Annotated in this window: 28 protein-coding genes; 12 read left to right on the plus strand and 16 right to left on the minus strand. The window is 67.9% G+C overall.

Features of this window, described 5'->3' with window-relative positions:
- Positions 1–94: 94 nt before the first annotated feature.
- Both NKI68_RS19295 and NKI68_RS19300 read right to left on the minus strand, forming a co-directional pair.
- Positions 95–2,236 (minus strand): beta-glucosidase, encoded by a 2,142-nt coding sequence (locus tag NKI68_RS19295; protein ID WP_254546930.1) that lies wholly within the window; start codon positions 2,234–2,236, stop codon positions 95–97.
- A 498-nt stretch (positions 2,237–2,734) separates the two neighbouring features.
- Positions 2,735–2,941, minus strand: coding sequence for a homing endonuclease associated repeat-containing protein (locus NKI68_RS19300; RefSeq protein ID WP_254546931.1), 207 nt, complete (start codon positions 2,939–2,941; stop codon positions 2,735–2,737).
- 256 nt (positions 2,942–3,197) lie between these two features.
- On the opposite strand from NKI68_RS19300, the gene NKI68_RS19305 reads away from it, so the two are divergent.
- Positions 3,198–3,416 (plus strand): hypothetical protein, encoded by a 219-nt coding sequence (locus tag NKI68_RS19305; RefSeq protein WP_254546932.1) that lies wholly within the window; start codon positions 3,198–3,200, stop codon positions 3,414–3,416.
- 297 nt (positions 3,417–3,713) lie between these two features.
- Positions 3,714–4,109, plus strand: a complete 396-nt coding sequence (locus NKI68_RS19310) for a DUF7475 family protein (RefSeq protein WP_254546933.1) — start codon at positions 3,714–3,716, stop codon at positions 4,107–4,109.
- A gap of 99 nt (positions 4,110–4,208) precedes the next feature.
- On the opposite strand, the gene NKI68_RS19315 is transcribed toward NKI68_RS19310, so the two are convergent.
- Both NKI68_RS19315 and NKI68_RS19320 read right to left on the minus strand, forming a co-directional pair.
- Positions 4,209–4,592 carry a hypothetical protein gene (locus NKI68_RS19315; protein WP_254546934.1) on the minus strand — a complete coding sequence of 128 codons (384 nt, stop codon included), beginning with the start codon at positions 4,590–4,592 and terminating at the stop codon, positions 4,209–4,211.
- Between the two features lie 290 nt (positions 4,593–4,882).
- On the minus strand, positions 4,883–6,172 hold the full coding sequence (locus NKI68_RS19320) for an outer membrane protein assembly factor BamB family protein (protein WP_254546935.1): 1,290 nt from the start codon (positions 6,170–6,172) through the stop codon (positions 4,883–4,885).
- 210 nt (positions 6,173–6,382) lie between these two features.
- Here NKI68_RS19320 and NKI68_RS19325 point away from each other — a divergent pair, with 210 nt between their 5' ends.
- Together NKI68_RS19325 and NKI68_RS19330 are read left to right on the plus strand one after the other, a co-directional pair.
- On the plus strand, positions 6,383–6,670 hold the full coding sequence (locus tag NKI68_RS19325) for a DUF211 domain-containing protein (RefSeq protein ID WP_254546936.1): 288 nt from the start codon (positions 6,383–6,385) through the stop codon (positions 6,668–6,670).
- Entirely contained in the window at positions 6,670–7,257 is a 588-nt protein-coding gene (locus tag NKI68_RS19330) for a VIT1/CCC1 transporter family protein (RefSeq protein ID WP_254546937.1), read from the plus strand. Before NKI68_RS19325 ends, NKI68_RS19330 begins: the two co-directional genes overlap by 1 nt.
- Before the next feature lie 135 nt (positions 7,258–7,392).
- On the opposite strand, the gene NKI68_RS19335 is transcribed toward NKI68_RS19330, so the two are convergent.
- The 6 genes from NKI68_RS19335 to NKI68_RS19355 all read right to left on the minus strand — a co-directional run bounded on the left by NKI68_RS19335 (position 7,393) and on the right by NKI68_RS19355 (position 14,480).
- Entirely contained in the window at positions 7,393–8,763 is a 1,371-nt protein-coding gene (locus tag NKI68_RS19335; RefSeq protein WP_254547069.1) for a calcium:cation antiporter family protein, read from the minus strand.
- Between the two features lie 386 nt (positions 8,764–9,149).
- A complete protein-coding gene (locus NKI68_RS19340; protein WP_254546938.1) occupies positions 9,150–9,344 on the minus strand; it encodes an HVO_2922 family protein in 195 nt (64 codons plus the stop codon).
- A gap of 29 nt (positions 9,345–9,373) precedes the next feature.
- Complete coding sequence (locus tag NKI68_RS23640; RefSeq protein WP_256562709.1) at positions 9,374–9,505, minus strand: hypothetical protein; 132 nt, start codon at positions 9,503–9,505, stop codon at positions 9,374–9,376.
- Positions 9,502–10,956, minus strand: a complete 1,455-nt coding sequence (locus NKI68_RS19345; RefSeq protein WP_254546939.1) for an APC family permease — start codon at positions 10,954–10,956, stop codon at positions 9,502–9,504. Before NKI68_RS19345 ends, NKI68_RS23640 begins: the two co-directional genes overlap by 4 nt.
- Before the next feature lie 158 nt (positions 10,957–11,114).
- Positions 11,115–12,563 carry an RtcB family protein gene (locus NKI68_RS19350; RefSeq protein WP_254546940.1) on the minus strand — a complete coding sequence of 483 codons (1,449 nt, stop codon included), beginning with the start codon at positions 12,561–12,563 and terminating at the stop codon, positions 11,115–11,117.
- Positions 12,564–12,677: 114 nt separating this feature from the next.
- Complete coding sequence (locus tag NKI68_RS19355) at positions 12,678–14,480, minus strand: M3 family oligoendopeptidase (RefSeq protein ID WP_254546941.1); 1,803 nt, start codon at positions 14,478–14,480, stop codon at positions 12,678–12,680.
- A gap of 216 nt (positions 14,481–14,696) precedes the next feature.
- Between NKI68_RS19355 and NKI68_RS19360 the strand changes: the two genes are divergently transcribed.
- The 7 genes from NKI68_RS19360 (at position 14,697) to NKI68_RS19390 (ending at position 22,327) form a co-directional block, all read left to right on the plus strand.
- A complete protein-coding gene (locus tag NKI68_RS19360; RefSeq protein ID WP_254546942.1) occupies positions 14,697–14,969 on the plus strand; it encodes a hypothetical protein in 273 nt (90 codons plus the stop codon).
- 212 nt (positions 14,970–15,181) lie between these two features.
- Positions 15,182–17,191 carry an ABC transporter substrate-binding protein gene (locus NKI68_RS19365; RefSeq protein WP_254546943.1) on the plus strand — a complete coding sequence of 670 codons (2,010 nt, stop codon included), beginning with the start codon at positions 15,182–15,184 and terminating at the stop codon, positions 17,189–17,191.
- 268 nt (positions 17,192–17,459) lie between these two features.
- Positions 17,460–18,449, plus strand: a complete 990-nt coding sequence (locus tag NKI68_RS19370; protein WP_254546944.1) for an ABC transporter permease — start codon at positions 17,460–17,462, stop codon at positions 18,447–18,449.
- Entirely contained in the window at positions 18,449–19,402 is a 954-nt protein-coding gene (locus NKI68_RS19375; protein WP_254546945.1) for an ABC transporter permease, read from the plus strand. The genes NKI68_RS19370 and NKI68_RS19375 overlap by 1 nt, the downstream gene beginning before the upstream one ends.
- Positions 19,399–20,568: an ABC transporter ATP-binding protein gene (locus NKI68_RS19380; RefSeq protein WP_254546946.1), complete on the plus strand. Its 1,170-nt coding sequence runs from the start codon at positions 19,399–19,401 to the stop codon at positions 20,566–20,568. Before NKI68_RS19375 ends, NKI68_RS19380 begins: the two co-directional genes overlap by 4 nt.
- Positions 20,538–22,022: an ABC transporter ATP-binding protein gene (locus tag NKI68_RS19385; protein WP_254546947.1), complete on the plus strand. Its 1,485-nt coding sequence runs from the start codon at positions 20,538–20,540 to the stop codon at positions 22,020–22,022. The genes NKI68_RS19380 and NKI68_RS19385 overlap by 31 nt, the downstream gene beginning before the upstream one ends.
- Before the next feature lie 44 nt (positions 22,023–22,066).
- Positions 22,067–22,327, plus strand: a complete 261-nt coding sequence (locus tag NKI68_RS19390; RefSeq protein ID WP_254546948.1) for a hypothetical protein — start codon at positions 22,067–22,069, stop codon at positions 22,325–22,327.
- 25 nt (positions 22,328–22,352) lie between these two features.
- Here the strand turns inward: NKI68_RS19390 and NKI68_RS19395 are convergent, their stop codons facing one another.
- The 4 genes from NKI68_RS19395 to NKI68_RS19410 form a co-directional block, all read right to left on the minus strand.
- Complete coding sequence (locus NKI68_RS19395; protein ID WP_254546949.1) at positions 22,353–22,568, minus strand: hypothetical protein; 216 nt, start codon at positions 22,566–22,568, stop codon at positions 22,353–22,355.
- A gap of 153 nt (positions 22,569–22,721) precedes the next feature.
- Positions 22,722–22,967: a hypothetical protein gene (locus tag NKI68_RS19400; protein ID WP_254546950.1), complete on the minus strand. Its 246-nt coding sequence runs from the start codon at positions 22,965–22,967 to the stop codon at positions 22,722–22,724.
- Between the two features lie 38 nt (positions 22,968–23,005).
- Positions 23,006–23,353 carry a hypothetical protein gene (locus tag NKI68_RS19405; RefSeq protein ID WP_254546951.1) on the minus strand — a complete coding sequence of 116 codons (348 nt, stop codon included), beginning with the start codon at positions 23,351–23,353 and terminating at the stop codon, positions 23,006–23,008.
- 142 nt (positions 23,354–23,495) lie between these two features.
- The gene (locus NKI68_RS19410; protein WP_254546952.1) at positions 23,496–23,906 is read right to left on the minus strand and encodes a helix-turn-helix domain-containing protein; all 411 of its coding nucleotides are present in this window, start codon (positions 23,904–23,906) and stop codon (positions 23,496–23,498) included.
- A gap of 121 nt (positions 23,907–24,027) precedes the next feature.
- On the opposite strand from NKI68_RS19410, the gene NKI68_RS19415 reads away from it, so the two are divergent.
- Positions 24,028–24,624 carry a DUF8170 family protein gene (locus NKI68_RS19415; RefSeq protein WP_254546953.1) on the plus strand — a complete coding sequence of 199 codons (597 nt, stop codon included), beginning with the start codon at positions 24,028–24,030 and terminating at the stop codon, positions 24,622–24,624.
- Positions 24,625–24,934: 310 nt separating this feature from the next.
- Here the strand turns inward: NKI68_RS19415 and NKI68_RS19420 are convergent, their stop codons facing one another.
- Both NKI68_RS19420 and NKI68_RS19425 read right to left on the minus strand, forming a co-directional pair.
- Positions 24,935–25,141, minus strand: coding sequence for a PIN domain-containing protein (locus NKI68_RS19420; RefSeq protein ID WP_254546954.1), 207 nt, complete (start codon positions 25,139–25,141; stop codon positions 24,935–24,937).
- 167 nt (positions 25,142–25,308) lie between these two features.
- The gene (locus NKI68_RS19425) at positions 25,309–26,598 is read right to left on the minus strand and encodes an ArgE/DapE family deacylase (RefSeq protein ID WP_254546955.1); all 1,290 of its coding nucleotides are present in this window, start codon (positions 26,596–26,598) and stop codon (positions 25,309–25,311) included.
- Between the last annotated feature and the right edge of the window lie 120 nt (positions 26,599–26,718).

Consider the following 26,718-nt stretch of genomic DNA (forward strand, 5'->3'; position numbering starts at 1 on the left):
AGGATCGCATCCGTGATAGTTACTGTCCTCCACACGTCCGTCGCCTCCTGCGACGCCCCGCTCTCGTTCGGACGAATCTCTCGCTTCGTGGCGTCTAGTCCCTGTCGACGCCGACCGTCGTCCGAACGTCTCGCGAGGAGCGGCCCACTTCGACGACGTACCGCCCGGCGTCGGTCACCCACCCGCGTTCCGGATCGTAGCGGGCGAACGCGCGCTCGTCGAGTTCGACGTCGACCGTTCGAGTCGCTCCGGCGGGCAGTTCGATCGTCGCGACCCCGGCGAGTTCCCGAACCGGTCGCGCGATGCCGTCGGGGGCGGCCGGCGGCCGGACGTACGCCTGTACGACCTCGCGGCCCGTTCGCTCCGCGAGGTTCTCGACGGCGACGCGAACCGTGGCGCGATCGGTCGCCGTAGCGTCCCCGTACCGGAAGTCCGCGTAGGAATGTCCGTGCCCGAACGGATAGGTCGGTTCGCGTCCCGCGGCGTCGAAGTGGCGGTAGCCGACGAAGAGACCCTCGGCGTACGTCGCCTCGCCGTCGACGCCGGGATATCGCGTCTCCTCCGTCGCCGGATAGTCCTCCTCGCGGGCGAAGGTGACCGGGAGTCGGCCCCCGGGATCGCGGTCGCCGTACAGCACGGCGGCGATCGCGTCGCCGTGAGCCTGCCCGGGATACCACGCCTCCAGCAGCGCCTCGACGTCCTCACGCCAGGGCACCTCGACGGGGCCGCCGGAGTTGACGACGACGACGGTGCGTTCGGCGGCCGCGGCGACGGACTCGATCAGCGCGTCCTGTTCGCCGGGGAGGCGGAGGTCGTCGCGGTCTCTCGCCTCCGTGGTCGCGTCGCGCACGAACACCACGGCGACGTCGGCCGACTCGGCCGCCGCGACCGCCTCCTCGATCGAGGGGTCGGACGCGTGCTCCTCGACGCCCTCGTCCTCCGGGGACTTCCGTTCGACGAAGGGGAGCCGATCGAACAGCGAGACGTCTTCGATTTCGCGAACGCCCCGGGCGACGGTCACCTCGCCCGCCGCCCGCGACGACATCCCCTCCCGCGGACTGACCGCGGAGAACGGCGTCGTCTCCGAGGACCCGCCGCCGCCCAGCGTCGGCTCGTGTACGTTCGGGCCGATCACGGCCACGTTCGCCCCGTCCTCGAGCGGGAGGACGCCGTCGTTCTCCAGCAGCACGGTCCCCCGAACGGCGATCCGCTCCGCGAGATCGCGGTGCTCGGGCGTGTCGATCGCTCCGTCGTCGCGCCGGCCATCGAGCAGGCCGACGCGAGCTAGCTGGCCGAGGATCCGCCGCACCATGTCGTCGAGTCGGTCCGCGGGAACCGCCCCGTCGTCGATGGCGTCGGCGAGCGGCTCCCCGAAGAAGCCGGCCCGCGTCCCGTCCGGGATCCCGTCCAGCGACGCGACGTCCGCGTCCTCCTCGGCTTCGGTCGGCCCGTCCCCGTCCGCCGGTCCGTGGAGTTCCGTCACCGGAACGCCGGGCATCTCCAGGTCGAGCCCGGCGTTCGCCGCGCCGACGGTGCTCTCCAGCCCGTACCAGTCCGAGACGACGTACCCCTCGAAGCCCCACTCCCCCTTGAGCACGTCCCGCACCAGGTACCGATGGTCGCTCATGTGGGTGCCGTTCACGCGATTGTAGGCCGTCATCACCGATCCGACGCCCGCCTCGACGGCCGCCCGGAACGCCGGAAGGTAGCGCTCGCGCAGCGTCCGCTCGTCCACCGCGGCGTTCACGTCCGTGCGGTTCCGCTCCTGGTTGTTGGCGACGTAGTGCTTCGCGGTCGCGATCACGTCCTCACCCTGGATCCCCTCGACGACGCCCGCGGCGAAGCGCGCAGCCAGGAGGGGATCCTCGGAGAAGTACTCGAAGTTCCGCCCGCACTGGGGCACTCGAACGAGGTTCACCCCCGGGGCGAGCAGCGCGTCCTGACCGCGCGCCTTCGCCTCGCGCGCCAGCGCCGCACCCTGCCTTCGGGCGAGTTCCGGCTCGAACGTCGCCGCCAGCGCCAGCGAGGCCGGGAACGCCGTCGCACGCTCGCCTTCGGCGCGTACGCCGAGCGGACCGTCGACCAGCCGGTACTCGGGGACGCCGAGGCGTTCGACGCCGGGGACGTACCCCGTCGCGGTTCCCTCGGGGTCCGGCGCACCGCGAACGAGCCGGAGTTTCTCCTCGCGCGTCAGGGCACTCACCAACCGACCGACCCGATCGATCGTGTCCGCCATACGTTTCGATCGAGCGGCCGGGGGTTAGAGGTTACCCCAGTTTGTGGGCGGTAGTTACCGCTCGGAGAGGGAGAAAACGAAGCGGGCCGGGAGGGTCATCTGGCGCGAGAAACCGATCTCCGGGGAAAGCGAGGACATCGAATCACGGGCTACCGTCGAACCGTCGATCTATCGACCGAGTCGTGGGCCCGAATCGACCCCCGTTGACGGCCTGTGTTGCAGTCGACACGCCGCCACGTACGGGGCCTCCGTGGTCCGTAACGCCGCTTCGATCAGCCGACGCCGCTCTCGCTCGCCGCGCCCGAAGGCGAGCGATTACTTCCGTCGCTCACCGGTCGTCGAAGTCGATGGTAACGCGCTCCGGAACGCACCAACCCACCGTACAGACTACCTCTCCCATCGAAGATGGGTACCGAGAGCGGCGGGCGAGGGGAATTACGGTCGAAGGGATCGAGGAGACGGGTAACGGGACAGCGTACGGTCGGGGACGGCGGCGGCTTACCGGGCGTCAGCGGGCAACCGACCAGTGTCGCGCCACTCCCGATAGGCCGTCTCGACGTACCGCCAGTTCCCGTTAAAGCGCTTGTAGTAGGTGTTGACGCTGTGGGCACCGTCGCGCACCACGTCGTTGGCGCGCGGGAGCCGGCCGAGTTCGTCTTCGAGGCGCTTGAGGTCGATGAACAGGTCGAGCGTCGTCAGGGCCATCACTACGTTCCATACTTGCGGCACGATAGAAATACGTGGCGGCTATATGTAATGAACAGATAGAATCGAGAGATAAACTCGTCGGAGACACTCTCCGCGCGGAGAGGACGCGACGAGACGGTTACCGCGGACACCGCGGGTACTGCGGGCACGGGTGCCGCCGAAGCTGAAGCGGGAACGGGGTGTGAAGTGCGCTCCGTCAGTGGCCGGTACTGGCCGGCCGTACCGCTATCAGGGGTGGAGCCGTCTCGCGGGTATGACCGCGACGCGTGCGGCCCTCTGCGATCGCCTCGTGACGCTCGTCGCCTACCACACGTCGTCGAGTTCCCGGCAGAGCGTGGCCGAGTACACCCTCATCGACCGACTCGCCCGGGAGACCAACCGTCCCGCAGTCGAGGTGGAGAGGGCGGTCACCGAGGCGGTCGACACCGGTCGACTCGTGAAGGAGCACGGTCGATACCGACTCCCCGAGTAGCCCGCACGGATCGAGGGGCGAGGACGAGACGAGACGAGACGAGACGAGACGAGACGAGACGAGACGAGACGAGACGAGACGAGACGAGACGAGACGAGACGAGACGAGACGAGACGAGACGGGTACGCACGGCGGTGACGTCGCTCTCGAACCGACGGATTCCGTCGGTTCGCCGATCCTCGCGTCGAGCACGACCGGTCAGGCGCGTGCGGCGGGGCGAACGCGAGTTTTTGTTCGTAGAGCGCCGAGTTCCACCGGTGATCAGTCGTGGGGATTCTCGCACGTCCCAGGCAGTACGTGGCAGGCGTCCGACCGAACCGCACACCGCTCGGTCCGCTCGAGCGGTTGGGAGCGTTCCTGGCAGTGGTGACCGGCCTCGTTCACCTGTATCTGTTCGCTCGAACCGGGTTCGTGCCGTTCCTGCTGGCTGGACTGGGATTCTTCGTCGCAGTCGGTCTGTTGTTCACCACGTTCCCCCGTCGGCTCCTGTACGTGCTGGGGATTCCGTACCTGGGGGTGCAGATCGTCCTCTGGGTGCTCTCGGGGATGCAGAGCTTCGCGCTGGGCGTGTTCGACAAGACCGTCCAGGCGCTCCTCATCGGTCTCCTCGTGGCGCTCCTCCTGATCGAACTCGAGATCGACCTCATCGAGGCCGTCAGCACGATCTGGGACGACGACCGGGACGGCGACTAGACGGCGACTAGCCGTCCCGGAACGAGGGACGTCAACGCCGATCACGTCGCCGGTACGTGCGATCGTACGAGTGGGCGCAGTCTCGAGATCATCCCGCGATCAGTCCCGCCCGCGTTCGTCGAGCGCAACGAGCACGTACGTCAGCCCGACGAGGCGAGTGCCAGGGTACACCCACGGTCTCCACTCGCACTCGGTGGCGTCGGCGTACGCCAGCCTCGCCCCGTAGTCGACGTAGGCGCGTGGGAACGCCAGGGCGAGGAGTCCGACGACGCCGAGGAACCGCTTGAGCGCGGCGTAGGAGGCGTCGCTCCGCCACACGAGAGCGAGGACGAGGAGTCCCTCTACCCGTGCCCCCGGAACGACCCACGGTCTCAGTTCGCAGTCGTTCGGGTCCTCGAGCGCGACGCGCTCGGCGGTGTCGATGAGCGCCTCCGGCGAGAGGAGTTCGACGACGCCGATCGCCGTGAGTATCGTACGGAGCATGTCACGGAGAGGGTAGGCACCCGACGTGCTTAACGCGCTCTCCGTCTCTGCGGTGCAGAGACGGAGACCGCCCGTTTCGGTCAGGCCCGCGTACGGAGTTACCTCCTAGGGCGGGACGTCGCTCGGCTAGTTCGACTCCTCGTCGGGGGCGATTCCCTCGTTCCTCGCGTCGTTCGCGACCGGGAGCACCGTCTGCGTGCTACGGGGCGAGAGGAACGTTCGGACGCAGTGTCCGATTCTGACCCGACGCGTTATCCCGAACAGGGGTCGACGGTCCTGGACCACCTCCGTCACTCGCGGGCTCCGACCGCGTAGACGCGGCCGTCGGCGATGCCAACGTAGCACATCCCGTGAGCCAGCGCCACCCGCGTGCGCATGATGTACCCCGCCATCCCGACGTCCGGCACCGCGACGTCGACGGTCCACGCGCGGCGATCGGCACCGTCGTAGGCGACGACCGAATCGTGTCGGGGAACGACGACGACGTCATCGCCGACAGCGGGGGGCCGGAGATCGCCGCGGTACGACGAGCGCCAGCGAACCGATCCGTCGGACACCGCGAGTGCGACGAGACCGCCGTGATACGTGTTCACGTAGACTGCGTCCTCCGTGACGGCCGGCGACGGGACGGGGTTCCCGTAGTCGTCGTCGACGACGGTGGTCCGCCAGTCGACGGTCCCGTCGGTCACGTCGACGGCGACGAGTTCTCGCCGGATTCCGGGCACGTACAGTCGCCCGTCGACCACCGTCGGCGTCCCCTGGATGTCCGGGCAACACTCGTCGGGCGTGGCGATCCGTTCGACCCAACGCCGTTTACCGGTCGTCGCTTCGAGCGCCACGACTCGACCGTCGGTCAATCCGACGTAGACGGCGTCGGCGTCGGCGCAGGTCGCCGTGTAACACGCCCCGTCGATCGGGGTTCGCCACCGTCGCGTGCCGTCGAGGTCGAGCGCGTAGACGGCGTCGTCGCCGTCACGGGTCGCCAGATAGCACGTTCCGTCGACGACGGCCGGCGGCCCGGTCACGTCCGGTATCGTCTCCGTCCACCGGGACGACCCGTCGGCGCGCGCGAGGGCGGTCACCGTCGCTCGGTCGTAGCCGGGGGGGCGGGTCACCGCGAGCAGGGTGTCGCCGGCGAGGGCGTGGCCGACGACCCGACCCGCGCCGAGGCGAACGTCCAGTTGCCGTTCCCCGGTTTCGGCGTCGAATCCGGCGAGGTAGGCTCGATAGTCCGCGTCGTCAGGTGATTCGTTGTAGCCGACGTAGACGCGCTCGGAACCGACGACGGGGGCCGTCGCGCCGTGCGGATCCGTACCGGGGCGGCGGAGCCACGCGACGCCGACGTCGCCGAGCGGGACGGCCGAACCCGCTCGCCCGGTCCTCCCGCCGTCGTGGCCCTCCATCGGCCATCGGCCGGCCGTCCCGTAACTCGCCGCGTAGTCGGCGTTCGTGAATCGCCTCGGAACCGACTCCCCGTTGGCGGGGCCGGGTGCGTTCAGCGTGGCGCACCCGCTCGCGCTCGTGAGGCCGGCGGCGACCGCAGTCCGACGGAGGAGTCCCCGACGCGTCAGCGAGACCATACTGACCGTCGTGAGAGGGAGCGCATACGTCTTCTGGAGGCACAAACGACGGCTGAAGCCTCCACGCGTAGAGAACACGTCGGTCCACCGGAAGCGTTCCGTCGGGGATTTCGAGTGGTATCCGTCGGTCGGGGATCGAGTTTCGACGGACGCGCCTCGCCGAACGGCGGTATCAGAACTACTTTGCGACGAGAAGCGCTACGGTAACCTATGGTTTCGACACGCCGCCTGGTGATCGACGTCCTGAAACCCCACGAACCGTCGACGCTCGCCTTCGCCCAGCAGATCGCGGCGGTCGAGAGCGTCGCCGGCGTCAACGCGACGCTCATCGAGATCGACAAGGAGGTCCAGAACGTGAAGTTCACCGTCGAGGGAGAGGCGATCGACTACGACGACGTCGAGGCGATCATCGAGGACGCCGGCGGGACGATCCACTCGGTCGATCAGGTCGTCTGCGGGGAGTACCTCGTCGAGAACGCTCCGACGCCCCAGGACTGATGGGGGCGAAATCCGACCCGGAGTCGTTCCTCGAGCGAGCGGGCCTCGACGGGATCGGACCGATCGCGAGGCGGTACTTCGTCTCGAACGGGTTCGACGGCGCGCTCACCGGCGTCGGGGTCACCGTCGGCGCGTACCTCTCGGGGGTCCCCGACGGGCTCACCGTCATCAAGATCGGCCTCGGCGGTGCCGTCGGCCTCACGACCTCCGGCGTCTGGAGCGTCTGGGAGATCGAACGCGCCGAGATGCGGGCCGAACTCCACGACATCGAAGACGCGATGCTCACCGACCTGAGCGAGACGCAGATCGAGCGCGAGAAGACCAGCGATCAGGTCGTGAACGCCCTTATGAGCGGGCTCGGGCCGCTCTTCGGGCTCGTGTTGCCGCTCGTGCCGTTCCTGTTCGAGGGCGCGGCGCTCTCGCTGTTCCAGGCGACGCTCCTCTCGGTCGCCGTCGCCGTCGGCGTGCTGTTCGCCTTCGGCGCGTACATGGCGTCGATCTCCCGCCAGCGCTGGTACGTCGCCGGGATCCGGATGGGGCTCGCCGGCATCGTCGTCGCGATCATCAGCGTCTTTCTCCCCGGGTGACGCCCACCCGTCGTTCGCGGTGGAGTCCCCCCGCGATCGCTCGATAGAGGGTCCCTCCGGCCCCGTCACGCGCGTCGAGCGTCGTGGCCGATCGTTCGCACGTCCCGCGCGTTCGTCTCGTCTCGTGCGTGTCGGCTAATCGGCGTACTCCGGCCGGTCGCTCCCGTCGCCCAGTGCGTCCCTGGCGGTCGAGGCGGTCCGGCCGACGAGCCGCCGGACCTCCTCGCGACGGCGGACGAACAGCCACGCACCCAGGAGCAGGTAGATGCCGGTGTAGGCGTAGAGGACGTCGATGCTGAGCTGGGTGGCCGCGGGCTCGGAGACGACCCGGATCACGGCGAACTCGATGACGACCTGCGAGACGAACAGGACGAGCAGCGTGATGGCCTCGCGGGCGCTGATCTCGAAGTTGGACAGGACGGCGATGGCGAACAGGCTCTGTGCGGCGGTGATCCAGATCTCCGCCGCCTGTTTCTGATCGAACTGGAGCGTACCGACGTGGCCGGCGGCGATGCTATAGACGACGGCGAGGGTGCCGACGAGGAGCGTCCACTGGTTGAGCTTCGAGGAGATGAGCGCGTTGAAGCCGGCGGTCGAGCGGGCCTTGTTCACGAGGTAGGCGACGACGATCAACTCGGGGCTCTCGCTCGCCAGCGGCGCGATCCACTGGATCATGAAGAACGGCGGCACGCCGAGGGCGGTCCCGAGTTCCTCGAGACCCAGCGCGAACGGGTGGACCGCCTCGAAGATGATCAGACCGGAGTACGCGAACAGCAGGATCACGCTGGCGATCCGTGGCCCCTTCGAGAGCGACTGGAGGTACGCCGGGACGCCGACGTGCGCTCCGTCCTCCTCGACGTCGCCGCGCACGACGACGGCGATGTAGAAGGCGTAGAGACCGACGAGGACGACGGTGTCGACGATACCGATGCCACCCCCGAGCGGGACGAAGAACGCGTACGCCGTCGCAACGAGGAGGAGAGCGATCTCGAGGGAGATGTCGCGGTCGATCTCGACCGCGTCGTTCAGGAACCCGGAGCGGCGGCGGACGGCCGGGTCGCCGGAGCGTTTCGCCCGATAGATCGTGAAGAGCGCGATGGCCGACCAGCCGATCCCGATGAGGATGCGGTTCGCCCCGGTCATGTTGGCGATCGCGAGGTTGGCCGCCTCGCTCGGTCCGGGGTCGGCCCCGGCCTGCCACGCGTAGAGCGCGTCGACGGCGTACTCCGGGGCGACGGCGAGCACCGCCAGGACCGCGATGGCGAACGCGGTCGGGACGTCCTTCTCGGCGGTCTCCGCGCCCCACGCCAGCAGGAACGCCGAGCCGAGGATGGCGAGCCCGCCGACGAACACCGCGGCGATCGGGGTGACGTTCGCGTGCGGACTCTCCGCGGTCGACGCCGGGTCGAGGTGCCAGCCGTGGGTGACGAACAGGGCGACGAACGGGACGGTCAGGAGGAGCGCCGCGGCGATCGCGACGAGCGGGTGGCGGAGACGGTCCGCCAGCGAGCCGGCGCGATCGAGCGTACTCATCGCGGCCCCTCGAACCGCAGACGATCTACACGCGGTGATCGGGGGCCGCGATCGAGTCTGGTCCGTCCGAACGGCGACGAAGTCGTGTCAGGGGGTGTAACGCTCATCGGTGTGCCTCGGTTCGACCCGAACCACGATTCCGCCACGTATAACCCACAAGATGTCGCTGTCTCGCCTGAATTCGTGGCCTGTGGCCGTCGAGGCTCCAGAATCGTTCTTTTTCCGGCCTACCCGAGGCCCGGCCCGCACGGCCCTCGAGACGGCCGGATTCGACGACGAGAGCGGGATATCGGTGAACGATCGCCGCTGGCTCACCGACCGTCGAGGGAGAGCCGACGGCGAGAGGACGTCCGACGGTGTCAGTCCTCGTCCACGATCTCCACCGGTGCCTCGGCCGCGGTCCGCTTGACGCTCTCGATCCCCCGCTCGACCCCCTGTTTCGATCGGTATCCCTCGCCGCTGTCCGCGATCACGTTCCCGTTGGAGGCGACGAGACGCCACCGCCACTCGCCCGCAGCATCTCGAAATACCTCGAACGTCGAATTAGTCGACATGGCCTACGGGACGACTGCGGTCCCGCGCACTAATAGCTACCCCGTTCGCGAGCGACGGGGGCGACGGCGCGGTCGCTCGTCTCCGACCCGTCGGCGAAGCAGGCGACCGGTCGGTCGGTCCGTCCGTCGAGTGCGGCGGCGGAGCCGCCGACGTTCGTCACTCAGCGGAGTCGTAGAGCCGTCGCATGGACCGTTCGTCTTCGATCTCGGTACCCGTCGCGCGGAGGTACGCTCGGTGACCGAAGAAGATTGCCGCGCCAGCGAGACCCCACACGAAGAGCATGAGCGCCGGATTCGACGTGAGACCGTCGACGACGTTTCCACGCAGGACCATCCCGACCGCCGGCGCGATCCCGTTCACCGAGAGCGTTTGCCACCCGAGTACGGCCATCGTGACGGCGCTCACGCCGCCGACGATGGCGCACGCCACCGGCGACAGCCGGAACTGTGACCGCTCGTACAGTTCGGGGCGAAGCCACGGCAGCACCATCCCGGAGAGCGAGTGGGTGAGGTAGACGAGCGTCACCGACGCCAGGGTGATCAGTATCGCGAACTGGAACGTGGCCGTCAGCACGAACACGACGCTGACGACGTAAGTGATGAGCAGCGAGACGTCCGGCGTGCGGAACCGGTCGTTGACGTGGGCGAGCGTGCTCGGAACGACGTTGTCCTTCCCGAAGGCGTAGAGCAGGCGGCTCGGTACGAGATAGCACGTGTTCATCGTCGTCACGTACGCCAGAACGCTGGCGAACGCGACGATCGTGGCCGTGCCGGCCGGGAAGTACGCCCGGGCGGCCGCCGTCAGCGGAGCTTCGGCGGAGGCCGCGGCCTGCCAGCCGACGACGCCGATCACGACGAACGTGACGAGCATGTAGAGGATCCCGACGCCGAGTGAGGTGTACACGAACAACTTCGGGAGCGTTTGCTGGGGAGCTTTCATCTCTTCACCGGCCTGTGCCAGCGCCTCGAACCCGACGTACGAGAACAGCAACACCGCGACGCCGGCCAGCACCGGATCGACGTAGCCGCCGCCGTAGAGTTCCTGCGGGAACAGCGGGGTGAAGTTCCCGCCGTCAACGACGAACAGACCGGGGACGACCAGGAGGAGGAGGATGCCGACGAGAGGGATCGTCAACAGGGCCTGTGCGTTCCCGTAGATGTCGACGCCGAGCAGGTTGATCGCGAAGAGCAGGGTGATCGCCGCGAGCGTCCACGTCTGCGCCGAGAGACCGGAGAGGACCTCGAACGAGTGCAGGACAGCACCCAGGTCGAGGCCGATGGCGGCGATGGAACCGGCGTACGCGATCCACTTCATCCACATCACGATGTAGCCGGCGAACAGGGAGTTCCACGTCCGCGAGATGTGGACGTACGCGCCGCCCGCGTGCTCGCCCAACGGTCCGCTCATGTAGATCGAGTAGATGAGCGCGGTCGCGATGATCAGCGGGACGACGGCCAGGAACCCGAGCGGCACCGCAGGCCCCATGATGCCGGCCGCCGTACCGGTGACGACGAAGATGCCGGCACCGATCATCATGCCCGCCATGATCGTGACGCCGTGTACCCAGCCGAGTTGACGAACCAGCCGACGTTCCCCGGTATCGATTGCCATTTGTAGAACCCGACGCGTTGATTCCAGCGTTATTTATATAAGTATTTGGTACACATCCTCACATATTATGTCGTGACGCGGGCCCCGGGAATTCGGTGGCGGTTGCTCTACCGGATGGCGGTCGCAAGCGTCGCGAGCGCCCGTCGAGTGCCGTCCCGTCAGTCGAGCGCCTTCAGGTTGTGAACGGCGTCCAGGCGATCGTCGACCTCGGCCGTCGGTTCGAGCGCGGCGGCGATCCGGTCGGCGGGTTTGTACGCCATCGGAGCCTCGTCGAGCACCTCCTCAACGACCGACTCCGAGTACACTCCCTCCATCGACGCCTCGAACGCGTCGAGCGAGAGGTTCTCGTGCGCGTCTCGCCGACCCATGGCGCGACCCGCACCGTGCGGCGCGGTCCGGTGATAGTCGTCGTTGCCCTTCCCGGTGGCGAGTACCGACCCGTCGGCCATGTTGAACGGCACGACGAGCCGTTGCCCCTCGCGCGCCGGCGTCGCGCCCTTCCGGACGGTGAGGTCGCGGAAGTCGATGTAGTTGTGGATCGACTGGAACCGTTCGACGGGCGTGACGTCGAGCGCGTCGCAGATCGCGTCGATCATCAGCGTCCGGTTCCACCGGGCGTACTGCTGGGCGAACAGCATGTCGACGTAGTAGCCGTGGGCCTCGCGCCCCTCGAGCCAGTCGAGGTCGGTATTCCGAGTCCCGCGATCCGGTTCGAGATTCGAGAGCCGCCGGAACACGCTCTCGATCTCGTCGCCGTCGAACTCCTCGCGGACACGTTCCTTCCGGACGTGGGATTCACCCTTGCCGCCGGTGACCCACTGGAAGAGATCGACGTCGCTCACGGTCTCGAGGTCGAACTTGACGTACCGATCCAACGCCGGGGGAATGGCGTCTCGAATCCGATCGGCGCTTCGGTAGTCGGTCGCCCTCGATTGCCAGTGCTCCGCGACGGCCTTCCCGAGGTAGCGCGACCCGCTGTGGACGACGAGCCAGTACTCGCCCGACGCTCGAGCCCTCGCGAACTCGACGAAGTGGTTCCCGCCTCCCAGCGTCCCGGCGCTCGCGATGACGTGACCGATACCCTGACGCTGGCCCGCGAGGACGCGCCGGCAGAGTCGCGTGAAGTACGCACCGTCGTACCCGTCGAACTCGAACTCGACGGGGTCGATCGGCTCACCGTGCCGAGATTCGAACGCGTCGTCGAACCGTTCGAACGTCTCGTTCGCGCGCTCGAACGGGAATTCGTCGACGAGGTGGACCGCACTGTCGTAGTCGTGGACCGAACGCCCCATCGGGACCGCCTCCCGGACCCGGCGTTCGCGGTCGCCGTCGGAGAGCGGGAGTTCGTCCCCGAGGTTCGCCGCGGCCATGCCACACCCGACGTCCACGCCGACGACGTTCGGAACGACGCGATCGGGGAGCGGCATCGTGAAACCGATCGGTGCGCCCGCCCCCCAGTGCGTGTCCGGCATCACCCGAACGGGCTCGGTGAACGCCGGGTGGTCGATGAGTTCCTGAATCTGCGCGAGACAGTTCTCCTCGACGAGCGACTCGTCGTCTACCAGGACACGGGCGTTCGTGTACGCGCCAGCCAATTCGATCGTCATCGACGTATCACCGTATTACTGGGGTTCGTGATCGTCGGAATGAACCTGCCGGTGCCGCGTCACTAGCTGGCACGCCGCTGACGCCCGGTCGGCGGTTCTCGACCGTCACGTGGGTTACTCGCGTACGCGGCCTGCTCGATCGAGATAGCCGTCGAACGCGGCGGCCGCGCGCTCGTACGGGGTGGCCGACCGCACGTCGATCCCGAGCGACTCGAACGACGCCACCGGTGGCGTTCGCCCCGCGGTGCGGAGGAACCGACGATAGTCGGCGGGGGAGAGGCTTCCCTCGCGAAGTCGATCGCGGACGACGAGCGCGCCGGTCGCACCGAGGACGTACTGGTAGCTGCTGTAGGGGAGACGCATCCCCATGCCGAGCCACTCGCGTCCGCCGCGGTCTCCGTCCTCGTACTCGACGATCGGGTCGAACTCCGCGAGGAGGTCGGCGTACGCTTCCCGGGCGACCGTCGGGGAGAGTTCCTCGCCCGCCTCGACGGTCGTCGCGAGCGCGTGCTTGAACGCGGCGCTGCGCGCGTTCCGGTAGAGGTTCCCGGCGAGACACTCGACCAGTCGGTCACGGGCGTGCGACGCGAGCGCGCCGCCCGCGTCGAGACACCGCTCGGCGAGCAGGAGTTCGTGGAGGATCGACGGGACCTCGCACACCGCCGTCGGGGCCGTCGCGTACCGGGTCGGTCCCTCCCGACGGTAGGCGACGTCGAGCGCGTGCCCGAGTTCGTGGGCGACGTAGAAGGTCGTCCGCACGTCCTCGCGGAAGTTGGCGAGCACGAACGCGCCGTCCGCCGCCGAGGAGGGACAGTACGCCGGGATGTCCGTCCGCTTGTCCCGCGTCGGGAAGACGTCGACCCGCCGTTCGGCGAGGAACTCGCGTGTGCGGTCGACGTACTCCTCGCCGAGCGGGTCGAGCGACTCGAGGATCAGGCCGGTCGCGTCCCCGTAGTCGAGGGTCGGAGCGGGAGCGTCGGCGGTGGGGACGCGGCGGTCCCACGGGCGGAGCGCGTCGAGGCCCAGCCGCTCCCGGCGCGATCGCTGCGCCCGGTGATACGGACCGAGAGCGTCCCGAACCCCGTCGACGAGCGTGTCGTGGACTGCCTCGGGGACCGCCGGCTCCAGCCCGGCGTCGGGATACGCCCCCCGGAGGTCGCGGTCGCGGATCGAGTCGTAGCCGCGGAGATCGGCTTCGGTGGCCGCGGCCGAGAGCTTCTCCGCCACCGCCCGCGTCAGCGTCGCCTCGAATCGCTCCATCTCACCGTGGTACGCCTCGTAGACGGCCCGTCGATAGCCGCGGTCCGGGTGGGAGAGTTCCGTCACGTAGTCGCCGACGCGGACGTCGACCCGCTCGCCGTCCGGTCGCTCGACGGTCGGGGGGTCGACGTCCTCCGTCGTGACGGCCCGTAGCACGCGGGTCGGTGCGCTCCGGGCCTCCGCGTGCGCCGCGATCGCCTCCTCGACGGCCGGCTCGCGCGTCCGGGCAGCCTGCGCGCGGAGGTTCCGGGCGTAGTAGCGGTCGCCGTCGAGAGACGCGAGCAGGTCGTCGAACGCGGCGGCGTCGAGCGCGCCGAGTCGGCGGCGGACCGCGGCGGCGACCGGTTCGAACGCGGCCTCGAGTTCGCGGAAGTCGCGTTCGCGGGTCGCCGCCGCCGCCGAGGACGTGTTTACGTTCGCGGCGAGCCTGGCGTACAGGCCGAGCCGTTGCTTTCGCCGGTAGCACTCCTCGGTCAGATCGAGCAGCGCGCGGAGTTCGTCCGGTCGCGTAGGCGGTTCGTCGGCCAGCGATCGCAGGCGGTCGAGTCGATCGTCGAGGGTTTCGCGTGCGGTCGTCCAGTCGTCGGGCGTCGCGAAGATGCGGGTCAGGTCGAATCGGTGCTTCGGGTCGATCTCGTCTCGCGGCGGTAGACTCATGCGTAGCGGTGACTCGGGGTGGTCGTCGTTCGGACGGCGGCGTACCGACCGGCGCGGGCGGACACCGGTCGAGGAAGAGCGTTAGCGGGTCATCGATCGGCCGTGGTTGGCGGTACTCCTCGGCCCCGACGGAAAGGGTTACCGGAGGTGTGCGACGGCGTCTCACCCGGAACCGAAACGGCACCGTTTATTCCGATAGCCACCGGGGAGGCGGTAATGCTCTCGACGCGCGCCGTGTTCGCCGTGTTCGCCGGGATCTGCCTCACCTGTGGCGTCGTCGCCCCGCGGTTCGGGCGCGGCGTCGTCGGTTCGTGGCTGCTGGCCGTCGGGTTCCTGGCCGCGACGGCCTGGTCGCTGCTGAGCGTCGCGTGGACGCAGACCAGAACGGGGGCGTTGACCCCGGAACTCTACCTGTCGATGACGGCGATGGCCGCGGCGGGCGCGGTGTACTTCGGGTACCGCGCCGCCGGCCGGAAGCCGCCGGCCTGACGGACGGTACCGGCGGGCTTGACGCGCCATCGCCAGGCGTCGGTGTACCGTCGGTCATCCCGTCTGTGGGTGAAACGGACATGTTCGTAAACCCCAGTTTTAAGTATCGATGATAGATATACATTATCATACCAATGAAGAACAACCAACGTTCTGAATGGTTGATGAAGCGCAGATCTCTTTTAAAAGCAGGTGGTGCGAGCGCCGTAGCAATGGGTCTCGCCGGCTGTTCCAGCGACGGCGGCGGGAACGAGAGCGACGACGGGGGGAACGACGCGGACCAGGACCTCCAGAGCGCCGGCGGGCTCATGTCGAGCGAGGCGAAACTGCTCGAACAACCCCCGGACCCGATACCCGAGGGCGGCACGTTCACCGTCGGCCTTACCACGCAGCCGAAGGGGTTGAACACGCTCGCCACCTCGTCGTCGTACTCGTTCGCGATCCTCGACTTCGTCAACGAGTTCGGGACGGCCCTCGTCCCCGAGACCTACGAGGTGAAGCCGAGCGTCTACACGAAGTGGACGGCGAAGAACACCACCGGGAAGAACGCGAAGCCCGACGTCTTCTTCAACGTTCGAGAGGGGTTGACGTGGAGCGACGGGAAGAAACTGACCGTCGACGACGTCGTCTTTACGTACAACTTCATGATGGAGCAGAAGCCCGGCCGGTACATCTCGACCGTCAGGCCGATCGAGTCGGTCGAGAAGGCCTCGGGGAGCGAGTGGGACGTCCACATGAAGCTCGAGCGCCCGATCGGGACCTACCAGATCAACCAGTTACAGCTACCGATCCTGCCGAAGCACGTCTGGAGCAACGTCGGGGACTACCAGACCTACAGCCCGACCAAGCACGGCGGACCGATCGGGCTCGGCCCGGGGAAGGTCACGACGTACAACCCGAGCACCGCGGTCGAGATCACGTTCCGGGACGACTACGAACTCAGTAGCCTCCCGTGGATCGAGCAGAACGACTTCCTCATCGCGGGCGGTCCGTTCCTCGACTCGCTCCGGTTCAAGGTGTACGGCAGCCAGTCGGCCCGACGGCAGGCGTTCTTCCGGGGCGAGATCGACGCCATGTACCTCGGGTTGCAGAAGAAGACGCAGTCGACCGTGAAGAAGGTCGAGAAGAACGAGCGGCTCACGATGGTCACGGGGCCCGACTCGGGGTACAGCCACCACTCGTACAACCTCCGACGGACGCCGCTCGACGACGCGACCTTCCGACAGGTGCTCGGGTTCGCCTTCGACGACTACTACTGGATAACGAACCTCCAGCGCGGCTACGCCATCGAGGGCGACTTCGTCATGCCCCCGGGCTACGCGAAGGTACGCCCGGAGTCGGGGAGCGACGCGTCGCTCCTCAAGGCGGACGCCACGCAGGCGTTCAGCTACCGCTCGAAGGGGGAGCAGTCCGCGGAGCCGGACATCGAAGGGATGCGGACGTTCCTGAAGGAGGGAAAGGTCATCGACGGCACCGCCGGCACCTACGCCGGCGTCGAGTACCCCGGCAGCATCACGGGCGTCGAGGCGTCCCAGACGGAGGCAAAGCACGACTACACGTTCGGGCCGGTCGAGTCGAGCGTCCTCCAGAACGCGGACACCGACGAGGAACTCCGGGTCAACGGCAAGACGATCACGCAGCACCTGGGCCGTCCGATGAAGATGTACATCGACCCGCCGAAGGAGTCGCCCCAGGAGGCGGAGATGTTCAAGCGGTACGTGCGCGTGCTGAAGCGGATCGGCATCCCGGTCCAGACGCAGGTGCTCGAGTTCAACACCCAACTGACGAAGGTCTACGGAAAGGAGGACTTCGACATCTTCACGATGGGATGGAACAGCCTCTCGCCGCTCGGCGTCAGTTCGCTGTACAACCTCATGCACAGCGACAACGCCGACGACCACTCGAAGACGGACACCGGCAAGAAGAAGAACACGAGCACGCTGCTCAACAACCCGATGGGCTACGGACTGCCCGACAACGCCGGTGCCGACGACCTCATCTCGCAGGCCCGCACGACCATGGACGACGAGAAACGGAACGAGCTGGTCAGGAAGGCCGTCGAGAAGCTCTACCTCGACTTCCCCACGATGGTCACCGACTACGACAACATCCTGTTCCCGGTCGACGGGAAGAAGTACGGCGGGTTCATCACCGGCATCACCGACCCCGGAGCGTACAACTTCGCCCAGGAGATGAAACAGGTGTACCGGAAGCAGGGATAGCGGACCGAGGGGTCGCGATACCCCCGCAACGATCGCTGGCACGAGCCGACACGGTCGAACGCCGACAACCGACACGCCGAATGTACGCCGAACAAGCACGAACGAACGCGTCCGTACACCACGCGCCGCCCGCCGACGTCACCGCACGAACGGAGGCCGAACCGCCGGAGGCCGAACCGCACGAACGAACGACGAGACACGCGAACGGAGCGAGCGATCGACCCCGACCGGGACGGTCGGCGACGAGCGTGCGAGGATCGATGCGACCATGAGCCGGATCAGCGCCCGCTACCTCGCGAAGCGACTCGTCGTGTCGTACCTGACCCTCCTGGTCATCATGACGCTGCTGTTCGTCCTCGTGCGGAGCATGCCGGGGTCGTTCGTCTCGAGCATGGTCTCGCCGCAGACGACGCCGGAACAGATCATGGCCCTCAAGGAGCGGTGGGGGCTCAACGACCCGCTCTGGCAGCAGTACGTCCGGTTCATGGTCAACTACCAGACCGGGAGCTTCGGCCGGTCGACGACGTTCAACGAACCGGTCTGGAACCTGATCGCCCGGCGGATGCCACGGACGCTGATCCTCTTCGGTGCCGCGTTCGTCGTCGCCTACACCGTCGGGCCGCTGGTCGGGATGTACCTCGGGTGGTGGCGCGGCACCACTCGGGACAAGGCCGTCTTCGGTACGAGCCTGTTCGTCTACTCGATCCCGTCGTTCTGGATCGCGTGGTTGCTGATCTGGCTGTTCAACTACGAACTCGGATGGCTCCCGAGTTCGTACATGGTGACGCAGTTCCAGACGTTCGACTGGACGCCGGTCACGGTCATGGCGGACGTGCTGAAACACATCGCCCTGCCGCTGTTCAGCGTCGCGGTCGTGGGCTGGGTCGGCGCGATGCTCATCATGCGGCCGTCGATGAACAACGTCGTCGACGAGGAGTACGTGTTCCTCGCTCGCGCGAAGGGGCTGAGCGAGCGGACCGTCATGATAAAGCACGCCGCCCGGAACGCGCTCATCCCGGTCACGACCGGCGCGGTCATCGCGCTCGCGTTCCTGATCGACGGCGCGGTGATCATCGAGAACGTGTTCTCGTGGCCGGGGATGGGTCAGCTCATCGTCAAGTCCGTGCTCGCCCGCGACTACCCGGTGACCCAGGCGGCGTTCTTCATGCTGGCGATACTCGTAGTCGGCGCGCGGCTGATAACCGACATTCTGTACACGTACCTCGATCCGCGGATCAAATTCGGGGAGAAACGATAATGGCGACTGAACGCGAGACGACACGGTTCGAATCGGTACGGAGTCGGTGGCGGCCGCGCATCGAGCGGTTCCGCCGCGGCTGGGATCGCTACACTGAACACTGGATGGGCCTCGCGGGGCTGTTCATCCTCGCCGTCTACTGCCTCTGGGCGCTGTTCCCGAGCGTGTTCGCGCCGCACTCGCCCGACTGGGCGGCCTACGTCGGGACGAGCGGCCGGATGACGCCGGAACAGATCGCGACGTTGCCGCACCCGCCGGCGTTCGGCGATCCGTTCTTCGCGCCGCTCGGGACGAACTCGACCGGCCAGGGCATCCTCACGCTCCTCGTCTACTCGGCGCGAAACGCCCTCTACATCGGGTTCGCCGCGGGCATCCTGTCGAGTCTGGTGGGCGTCCCGCTGGGGTTGATCAGCGGGTACTACGGCGACACCTGGATCGACGAGGCGATCCAGCGGGTCGTCGACGTGATGTACGGCCTGCCGTTCCTGCCGTTTCTGATCGTCCTCGTGGCGCTCCGCGGGATCACGACGACGAACATCATCCTCGGGATCGCCATCACGTCCTGGCTCAACAACTGCATCGTGATCCGGGGGGAGACCCTCTCGCTCAAGGAGCGCGCCTACGTCGAATCGGCCGTCGTCTCGGGCGCGAGCGACCTCCGGGTGGTGTTCCGACACATCCTGCCGAACGTGTGGCCGCTCGCGTTCGTCTTCCTCGCGCAGGACGCCGCCTACGCGATCCTCACGCAGGCGGCCCTCGCGTACCTCGGGTTGGCGGACTTCACCAGCAACTCCTGGGGCATCATGCTCCTGAACGTCAGAAAGGCCGGTCAGATCTTCTCGGCGTGGTGGTGGCTCATCCCGCCGGGGCTCGCGATCGCCTTCGTCGCGGCGGCGTTCTACTTCATCGGCTTCTCCATGGAAGACGTGACCAATCCGCAACGAGAACCATGACGCTGCTCGACGTACACGACCTCGACGTCCGGTACGACACGGGCGAGGGAACGGTCCACGCGGTCGACGGCGTGAGCTTCAGCGTCGATCACGGCGAGACGTTCGGCCTCGTCGGGGAGTCCGGGAGCGGGAAGACGACCCTGGGCATGGCGATCCTCCAGTTGCTCGACCGCAACGGGCGGATCGCGAGCGGCGAGGTCTGGTTCGACGCCGTCCCGCCGGCGTGGGAGGGCCCGGACGGCTCGCCGCGGCCGGAGGTCGTCGAGGACGACCGGTACCCGGTCCGCGAGGACGGGATGGTGAACCTCGCGGCGCTGTCGGACGAACTGATGCGCGACCTCCGCTGGCGCAACGTCGCGCTCGTCCCCCAGAGCGCGATGAACGCGCTCAACCCCGTCTACCGGGTCGGCGACCAGATCACCGAGGCGATCCACCGCCACGAGCCGGGGACGAGCCAGTCGGCGGCCGACGAGCGCGCGCGCGACCTGCTCGAACGCGTCGGCATCGACCCCGACCGCGCCGACGACTACGCCCACCAGTACTCCGGCGGGATGAAACAGCGCGCGGTGATCGCGATGGCGATCGCGTGCGACCCCGACCTGCTCATCGCCGACGAGCCGACGACGGGGCTCGACGTGATCGTCCAGGACCGCCTGCTCGACGAACTCGACGCGCTCCAGGCGGAGTTCGACCTCTCGATCCTCGTCGTGAGCCACGACATCAGCGTCATGTCCGACGTCTGTGACCGGCTGGCGGTGATGTACGGCGGGAAGATCATGGAGAGCGGGACGACGCGCGAGGTCATCGCCGAACCGGCGAACCCCTACACGCTCGGGCTGAAGAACGCGTTCCCGACCGTCTCGGGCCGCCAGAAACGCCTCGTCTCGATCCCGGGCACCCCGCCGACGCTCCGCGAACCGCCCCAACAGTGTCAATTTATCGACCGGTGTCCGTTCGCGGTCGAGGAGTGCGAGACGGCACACCCGCCGTCGTACGACGTGGAGGAGGCCGGGGGCGGGGCCGGGACCGGGGGCGGCCGCCCCGACGGGACGGCGGACGATCGGACGCATCGCACCGCGTGTTACCGCGTGAACGAACTCGACGCGATTCGAGCGCGAGCGAGCGACGAGGAGACATGGCGAGCACTAACCGACGAGAGCCGCTGACGGACCGAGAGTCGAACCGAACGCCACCGTCCGACCGCGCGGACGACCCCGACCGCGCGGATCGCGGCCGGAGCCGCGACGAGCGGCCGCTGGTCGAGGTCGACGGGTTGACGAAGCACTTCGGGACGAGCCGCGGCGTCGTGGATCGGCTCCTCGGACGCGAGCCGGAACCCGTCCGGGCGGTCGACGACGTGAGCTTCACCATCGAGCGGGGCGACGTCCTGGGGATCGCCGGCGAGTCGGGGTGCGGGAAGACGACGCTCGTGAAGCTGCTCGTCCGCCTGCACGCCCCGACCGACGGGACGATCACCTTCGACGGTCGGGACCTCGCGACCCTCTCGGGGGAGGACGAGCGCTCGTTCAGACGGCGCGTCCAGATGATCTTCCAGGACCCCTTCGAGAGCCTCAACCCGCGGATGACGGTGCTCGACGCGGTCCTGGAACCGCTCCGGATCAACGACGTGGGCGACTCGCATCGGGAGCGGCGGGAGCGCGTCGAGGAGGTCCTGAACGACGTCGGGCTCGCGCCGGCCGAGGCCTACCTCGACTCCTTCCCGCGCAACCTCTCCGGCGGCGAACGCCAGCGCGTCGCCATCGCCCGCGCGCTCGTCGTGGATCCGGACTTCGTCGTCTGCGACGAACCCGTCTCGATGCTCGACGTGTCGATCCGGGCCGGCGTGTTGAACCTGATGAAGCGCCTCCAGGACGAGTACGGCCTCACCTACGTCTTCGTCAGCCACGACCTCTCGCTCATTCGGTACATGTGCGATCGGACCGCGATCATGTACCTCGGCGAGATCGTAGAGCAGGGCCCGACCGAGTCGGTGGTGGAGGACCCGAAACATCCCTACACCCAGGCGCTGTTCGACGCGGTCCCGGAGGCGACGCCGGACGCGGAGCGCACCCGCGCGAACGTCACCGGCGAGGTGCCGAGCCCGCGCGATCCGCCGGTCGGGTGTCGCTTCCACCCCCGGTGCGCGCACGTGATCCCCCCCGACGACTGGACGGGCAGTCAGGACGCCTTCCGGCGGGCGTTCCAGTTCAAGCTCCGCGTGACCGCGCGCGACGTGGACGCGGAACTCAACGAGGGCGGCGGGACGACCGATCGCGATCCGGTCGGGGCGCTGCTCGCCCGCGAACTCGCGCTCGACCTCCCCGAGGAACACGCCATCGCCGGCGAGCGGGGCGGCGACGGGCGGGTCGATCCCGCGGCGCTCGATCTGCCCCCGTCGGTGCGGTCGGCGCTCGAGGACGCCGCCGAGGCGGTCCTCGCGGGCGAGTACCGGCGAGCAGAGGCGGCCCTCGACGGACACGTCACGTCGGTGTGCGAGCGGAGGCACCCCGAACTCCGGTCGGCCGACGGCCAGATCGCCGCCTGCCACCGCTACGAAACCGACGAAACCGACGAAACCGACGCCGACCCGTCGGGGAGCGCCGCCGGGTCAGTCGACTGATCCACCGCCGTCGGTTTTTTATCGATACCGGGCGAGGACGAGTCGTGTCGAGAGATACCCCCCGGCCGGAGCGATCGGCTCGCGAGCGCGGTACGTACGCCCGCCACGGCGACGACCCGACGCTCGCGAGTTACCTCTCGTCGCTGCTGTTTCTCCTCTCGGTGCCGGGGGCCATCGCGCTCGCGTACGGCGGGCACTGGGCGGGGCTCTACCCCTACGCCGGCGTCGTCCCCGCGTTCGGCCTCGTCCTCGCGGGCGTGATCGTCGTCGCGTTCGCGGCGATGGCCGTCCGCAGGCGGGCGTGACCCTCCTCGACCGCCCGGTCGGGAACTACCGGACCGTCTCGGCTCGAACGAGTGAGTAGAATAACAGCCCGCCTGCGCCGGCGAGCAGCGCGAACTGGAGACGGGTGACGTCGTCTCCCGGCGCGAGCGAGAAACTCACGATGCTGTACGCGAAGAGCGCGTACGCCGTCGCGACCGAGAGCAGGAGTCGATTGGTCCGGTCACGGAGAACGCGATACGTCCGGTCGCGGAGGTCACCCATGAGGGGTGTACGGGCGTCGTGCGGTTAAACGTCCGCGGTGGCGCGAGCGCCGGTCCGGTCCGACGGCGCGCCGGGTCGTGCGAACGCGCCGTCCCCTCGCGGGACGGTACTGGCCGGGGCAGCGGTCGCCGCCCTCGCTCCGCCGCTCCGCGGTCAGTACGCGAACCGCATGAACCCCCGCCAGCCGAGATACCCCACCACCAGCGCGCCGAGACCCGCGGCGACGACCACGAGCGACCCCGCGTCGGTGAGCGACACCGTCGGGTTCAGATCGAAGTACAGGGTGACCCCCAGCATCGTGAAGATGTACCCGACGACGACGCCGAGGACGCCGAGCGCGAGCGACGCGAAGCCGAGGGCCCCCCTCGTCTCGGCCGGGATCCGCTGTCGTGTTGCCATATATCATCGTCGAACCGTACTGTTGTAAAACCTGAGGATCACCCGCCGTCCCCACGATCCCGCTCCCGCTCGGCCAGCCGCCGCACGCTCGCCTCGTCGAGCGGGGAGCGCTCCGGGTCGAACGTCCCGGTCGCCTCCCGCTCTCCCGTCTCCGCTTCGGTGCGATCGGTGTTCCGAGAACCGCCCAGCCTGTCCTCGGGAGAGACGCGCCATCGACGGCCGAGCGCGATGCCGGCGACGCCGAAGAGCAACCGGAACACCGCGGCGGGGGACGTGATCGCGTACTCGGCCGTGACGACCGCCCCGTGGAGCGCGTCGCCGACCAGCAGCGCGCCGAGGAGCAGACAGAGGGAACTCGCGAACGCCAGCGTGCGCTTCGATACCACGACGGGAAGACGGACGCCGACGGCAAAAAGCCACTCACTCGACGCTCTGCGGACGCCGAGACGTTTCGAGGAACCGGCCGACGGTCGTCGCGAGACGCGTCGCGTCGTTCACGATCGCGAGGTGTCGAGGCACCCCGACGAGTCAGCGATCGGGCCGCGGGGCGTCCTCGTACCGTCGAACGGCGTCCGTCTTCTCCACCTTCGCATAAATAGCGCGCAGGGTCTCCTCCGCGCGCAGCAGCTTGTGGGCCTCGAGGAACCGGCGTCCCTCCTCGCTCAGCCCGTAGAACGTGTACGGGAGGTCGTTGCGTCGCCGGTCGCGTGGAAGCACGGCTTCCTCGACGATGCCCGCGTCGACGAGGCGCTGGAGGTGCTGACGGATCGTCGTCCGACTCTTGCTCGGATTCACGTAGTCGAGTTCCTTCAGCGTCGGTAACTGCGCGGGATGACCCAGGATGTCCTGTATCAACGAGAATCGCGTCTCCTGAGTGACGAGGTGCAGGCGTTCGCGCTCACGGGCGAGGTCGGCCGGGGAGTGGTCGGAGGCGCTCATTACGCACTGATACGACTACTTCGTTCAAAAGCGTTTTGCTCATGGGCGAATCATTAGAAAGCGAAACGCTTTCCGATGCGGTCCGTAACCTTGACGGTTCGTTGCGGAGTCGGCTCGGGCGATGGACGAAGAGCCCGCAGTCACCGTAGAGGAACTCGCCGAGAGGGCCGACGAGTACCTCCACGATCAATCGCTCACGCCGGAGGAATACGAGGCACTCAAACGCAGTGTCGCCGAACTCGCTCCGATCTTCACGACTGAGCGCGCCTGTTTCGTCCTTGGGAGTTACGGAAAATCCGAGATTCGACGCCTCCAACTCGTGAAAGATCGCCTCAACCGCCGGGCGAACACGTACGCGTTTCTGATGGTCGACGTACGGAGCGAGTGGACGAACACCTACGTCAAGTTCCGCGTACTGGCGGATTACACGGACCTCATCGTGGGCGTCGCCGAGCACGCTCGCGGCGGATTCCTCGTCGAACAGGGCTACTTCACCGCTCTCGAGGAGTACTTCACGAAGACGTACGTCTTCGAGCGCGACTACGACGCGCTCGCTCCGGACGATCTCGATACGGATGTCGATCCCGAGCACCCGTACAGCGGCATGCAGACGTCGATTTTCGATATGCTCGCGAACGCTGGGCGCCTCTGCAAGTGGGTGACCGAAGACGACCTCGTCGACTGTACCGACGGACTCCCCCGGGCGCTCGAACGGTGAGTCGCCCGTCGAGTGACTCGACACCCTCGATACCGACAGCGTGTACACCGCTGCGGGCGTTTCTCGGGATGAACCTGTCAGTTATTAAAACGGCGGTCGAACGTCCCGCCCGAGCGCGGCTAGTCGGTTCGATGAGAGACGAGTCGAGTCGGGTACGCTCACGTACGGTGCCTCGCTCGGCGCGTCCCTGACGCAGCGCTCCGGACGTTCGGGGGCGTCCGGCGGAGCGCGTTCTCGTCCACGAGCGAGACGTCAGATCGCCGATCGACGTGGAGACGACCGACAGCGCCGGTTTCGCTCGCGGCGTGCGTCAGTCCGCGATCGAGTCGAGTTTCCTCACGACCCTCGCGTAGACGTCGAGTGCGCAGTACCAGTCCGCCTCGACCATCGCGTCGAGCGCCGCGCGCGTCGGCGGCGCTGACCGCCCCCGCGTGGCGATCGACAGGACGGGATAGGCCGTTCCCCGAGTCGTGATTCCCTCGGTCGCCGCGACGTCGCGGCCGTACGTCTCGTCCATCACGGCGACGCTTCGAGCGCACTGGACACACCGTGTCGAACCCCCTCCCGAATCCGGCGGTACTCCCGCTCGGCCACCGATGCCCGATGACCGCGACGGAGCGGCGGGGAGCGTCGCGTACGACCGGGCGGTGGGACCGACGCCCGTCGACTGCGATCTGCCGTCGGCTAGTCGTCGACGCCGCAGTACTCGATGGCGATGCGCGCGATCGTCGTCGCGGTCTCCACGAGCGACGTCACGGTCGTGTGTTCGTCTGCGCCGTGGAGGTTCGCACCCCTCGGTCCGACCGAGACGGCGTCGACGTCGTAGTAGAGCGCGTAGAAACGCTCGTCGAGCGCGGCGTTCCCACCGACGAACGATCCGGGGCGACCGCACACCTCCTCGGCGACCCGAGCGGAGAGCGCCGCGATCTCCGCGTCCGGAGAGATCTGGTGGGGCGAGGCGTCCCAGCCGAACCACTCGACCTCCGGCGGGTGATCGCGCATCCACTCGTCGTCGGCCGCGGCCTCCGCGACCGCCGCTTCGATCTGTGCCCGTACTTCGGCCCGGGTTTCGCCCGGCGGCCAGCCGACGCGTCCGTGCATGACCGCCTCGCTCGGGAGCGTCGACGGCCAGTCGCCGGCTTCGATCGTGCCGACGTTGATGTTCGTCACGTTCCCCTCGAGGTCGGGCTCACCCTGGTAGGCCGGCGGGAAGTCGATGCGGGCCTTTCGCTCGGCGTCGAGCGCCTCGAGCGCCTCGTACACCGTCGCGGCGTTTCCGATCGCGTTGACGCCCTGGTGTCCCCAGGCCGCGTGGACGCTCTTCCCGGGGACCCGGACGCGGAAGTACATGACCCCGGCGCTCGCGACGCCGACGTTGGGGAGGCGAAACGGCTCCGCGATCACCGCGGCGTCGGGGACGTAGCCGCGTTCGAGCACCGAGAGCGTCCCGCCGACGCCGCCGTCCTCCTCCTCGATGACGCTCTGGAAGACGAGGTCGCCGCCGAGTTCGACACCGGCTTCGTCGAGCGCCCTCATCGCGACGAGACAGGCCGCGAGGCCGCCCTTCATGTCGGCGACGCCACGGCCGTACAGCGTCTCTCCCTCCCGGGTGACGGTCCACGGGTCGCGTTCCCACTCGCTCTCGGTGACGTCGACCACGTCGATGTGGCCGCCGATGGCGAGCGTCCGACCGTCGCCGCCCGCGACGCGAGCGACCACGTTCGGGCGGTCGTCGTACCCTCGTCGCTCGGAGGAGGACGTCTCGAAGTATCCCGGGTGGTCCGAGAACTCCTCCGGCGACGGCTTCCAGACGTCGGGGTCGAGCCCCATCGACTCCAGGTAGTCGACGACGACGTCCTGTCCGGATCTCTCGGAACCGGTGACGGTCCTCGCCTCGACCAGCCTGGTGACGAGGTCGATCAGTTCGTCCTCGGTCGATTCGATCGCGTCGGTCATCCTGTCTTCGTACGTCATCCGTTCGATGTTCGTTCGGGGGTACAAAAGTGAGCAGGCCCCCGTGACGTCTCACGGGGGGAGATCGTCATCGCGTTAGTATCGAGAAATGCACCCACAACTATCATCAATAGTGATTTC

The organism is Halomarina pelagica (assembly GCF_024228315.1).
GTDB lineage: Archaea > Halobacteriota > Halobacteria > Halobacteriales > Haloarculaceae > Halomarina > Halomarina pelagica.

Bases quoted from the DNA above. Each gene is read 5' to 3' on its own strand.
- NKI68_RS19365 (WP_254546943.1), top strand. From the start codon at position 15,182: ATGGGTCTCGCCGGCTGTTCCAGCGACGGCGGCGGGAACGAGAGCGAC.
- NKI68_RS19330 (WP_254546937.1), top strand. From the start codon at position 6,670: ATGGGGGCGAAATCCGACCCGGAGTCGTTCCTCGAGCGAGCGGGCCTC.
- NKI68_RS19355 (WP_254546941.1), bottom strand. From the start codon at position 14,480: ATGAGTCTACCGCCGCGAGACGAGATCGACCCGAAGCACCGATTCGAC.
- NKI68_RS19400 (WP_254546950.1), bottom strand. From the start codon at position 22,967: ATGGCAACACGACAGCGGATCCCGGCCGAGACGAGGGGGGCCCTCGGC.
- NKI68_RS19345 (WP_254546939.1), bottom strand. From the start codon at position 10,956: ATGGCAATCGATACCGGGGAACGTCGGCTGGTTCGTCAACTCGGCTGG.
- NKI68_RS19420 (WP_254546954.1), bottom strand. From the start codon at position 25,141: ATGGACGAGACGTACGGCCGCGACGTCGCGGCGACCGAGGGAATCACG.
- NKI68_RS19410 (WP_254546952.1), bottom strand. From the start codon at position 23,906: ATGAGCGCCTCCGACCACTCCCCGGCCGACCTCGCCCGTGAGCGCGAA.
- NKI68_RS19385 (WP_254546947.1), top strand. From the start codon at position 20,538: ATGGCGAGCACTAACCGACGAGAGCCGCTGACGGACCGAGAGTCGAAC.
- NKI68_RS19295 (WP_254546930.1), bottom strand. From the start codon at position 2,236: ATGGCGGACACGATCGATCGGGTCGGTCGGTTGGTGAGTGCCCTGACG.
- NKI68_RS19395 (WP_254546949.1), bottom strand. From the start codon at position 22,568: ATGGGTGACCTCCGCGACCGGACGTATCGCGTTCTCCGTGACCGGACC.
- NKI68_RS19305 (WP_254546932.1), top strand. From the start codon at position 3,198: ATGACCGCGACGCGTGCGGCCCTCTGCGATCGCCTCGTGACGCTCGTC.
- NKI68_RS19415 (WP_254546953.1), top strand. From the start codon at position 24,028: ATGGACGAAGAGCCCGCAGTCACCGTAGAGGAACTCGCCGAGAGGGCC.
- NKI68_RS19380 (WP_254546946.1), top strand. From the start codon at position 19,399: ATGACGCTGCTCGACGTACACGACCTCGACGTCCGGTACGACACGGGC.
- NKI68_RS19340 (WP_254546938.1), bottom strand. From the start codon at position 9,344: ATGTCGACTAATTCGACGTTCGAGGTATTTCGAGATGCTGCGGGCGAG.
- NKI68_RS19315 (WP_254546934.1), bottom strand. From the start codon at position 4,592: ATGCTCCGTACGATACTCACGGCGATCGGCGTCGTCGAACTCCTCTCG.
- NKI68_RS19300 (WP_254546931.1), bottom strand. From the start codon at position 2,941: ATGGCCCTGACGACGCTCGACCTGTTCATCGACCTCAAGCGCCTCGAA.
- NKI68_RS19370 (WP_254546944.1), top strand. From the start codon at position 17,460: ATGAGCCGGATCAGCGCCCGCTACCTCGCGAAGCGACTCGTCGTGTCG.
- NKI68_RS19320 (WP_254546935.1), bottom strand. From the start codon at position 6,172: ATGGTCTCGCTGACGCGTCGGGGACTCCTCCGTCGGACTGCGGTCGCC.
- NKI68_RS19360 (WP_254546942.1), top strand. From the start codon at position 14,697: ATGCTCTCGACGCGCGCCGTGTTCGCCGTGTTCGCCGGGATCTGCCTC.
- NKI68_RS19425 (WP_254546955.1), bottom strand. From the start codon at position 26,598: ATGACGTACGAAGACAGGATGACCGACGCGATCGAATCGACCGAGGAC.
- NKI68_RS19375 (WP_254546945.1), top strand. From the start codon at position 18,449: ATGGCGACTGAACGCGAGACGACACGGTTCGAATCGGTACGGAGTCGG.
- NKI68_RS19350 (WP_254546940.1), bottom strand. From the start codon at position 12,563: ATGACGATCGAATTGGCTGGCGCGTACACGAACGCCCGTGTCCTGGTA.
- NKI68_RS19325 (WP_254546936.1), top strand. From the start codon at position 6,383: ATGGTTTCGACACGCCGCCTGGTGATCGACGTCCTGAAACCCCACGAA.